Origin of the sequence: Paenibacillus forsythiae T98 (assembly GCF_000520735.1) — a bacterium.
Classification (GTDB): Bacteria; Bacillota; Bacilli; order Paenibacillales; family Paenibacillaceae; genus Paenibacillus_AQ; species Paenibacillus_AQ forsythiae.
In genome coordinates this window covers 1-1,411 of record NZ_ASSC01000580.1, presented here as the reverse complement: position 1 = coordinate 1,411, position 1,411 = coordinate 1, and the positions used below count along the sequence as shown (strand labels likewise).

At 59.7% G+C, this 1,411-nt stretch carries 1 protein-coding gene; it reads right to left on the bottom strand.

Annotation, left to right across the window (positions count from 1 at the left end; genetic code table 11):
- On the bottom strand, window positions 1–1,411 hold a 1,411-nt coding region (locus L692_RS29315), incomplete at both ends, for a Tc toxin subunit A (RefSeq protein ID WP_036724376.1).

Here is a 1,411-nt window from a genome sequence, read left to right as displayed (position 1 = left end):
GTCTCGTCGGCCGGCAGGCCGAGCCGCTCCTGGACTTGCCGAAATGCCTTAAGCCGCGCCAGCAGGTCCGGGTTCAGGCTGCCGCCGCCAAGAACGGCATTTCGAATCAGGAGGTCCAGCTCCCACATGGCCCAGCCGGTATGCCGCCACAGCCGCAGGAACCTGTGCATTTTGTCGAGACGGTCAGGGGTGAGGTTGACTATTTTTTGCATCCCGGTATCGCAGGTGGCGTTCGGACGCACCATTTTTCCCGGATCATTCGGGGGGTTGATCCAGCGCACGCAGAGCAGGTCAAGCAGCTGCCCGTAGGTCAGACGGCTGTGGCGCATGAAGTCCGAGACGGCAATCTCGGTGAGATTCGCGTCAAATCCCCAGAATACCGTCTGGCTGGCCGCCGTGGCTGCTTGTACAGTAACCATCCCTGTTTCGTGCGTCGACATCCCCCAATATTCTCCGGCGATGCTGACATTGGAGGGCGATGGAACGGCCCCCGGCAGGGCCGTCTGGAAAGCCTCCATCAGCTCCCAGCGCGCAACTCCCAAATGCTGCAACAATCCCCGCGCCTCCTCCTGCCACAGATTGAAGGCGTTGTCCAGGGGATAGTCTGCGGCTTTCAGAACGTTGTAGGCGTCAACCTTGACATGCTCCGGCGAAGCGCGCAGCTCGGCTGGGGTTCGGGTCGTTTGAAAGCTGAAGTTCGGACTTGCCGCAGGGACGGCATTCTCCAGAACCTCGCACACCAGATCGATATAAGGCAGCGGCGTTTCGGTATTTTCACAGTTGAGCTTGATGTTGCCGATGTCCGGCCTGCGGCCGAAGAGGACGTCTTTCACCGTCTTGCCGGCCGTCTCGGAGTTATGGCTGTCAAGGTAGCGCAAAAGGTCGGCCAAATATGCCGACGGACCGTACACCGACTGGCAGTCGGTGCAATCGCAGAAATCAAGCGAACCGAACAGAGCCTCCAGATCGGGTATCCCCGCCAAAGCCGAAGGCAGCTCCTCCGCCGAGTGAGTAAAATCCATGAGGGCGCGCGGATTCGCACCGTGCAGCTCCAGACGATAATCCGCGATTCGCTGGAGCACCTGCGCATACTGATATTCGGCCAGGCCGTAGACGGTAAGCGCCGTGCGCTTGTCTACCCGTTGGGTCGCCGTCAGGGCTTCCGCGAATTGTTCTTTGCCGAGCGACATAATTTGAGCCGAATTGTGAATCTTCAGGTCAAGCAGTGCTTGCCCGGCCATGGCGGTGGGCGCAATCCGGTGTACCCGCTGCAGCACCCGGGCTTCCTGGAGAAGATCCGAATCCGTAATCCCCTTTTCCTCGAAAAATACATTCAGATTCGCCGTGCGAAGCTCCAGATCGGGATGCTGGTCAAGCAGGTTCTGAACCCCGGCCAGATGAGGCAGCGGAT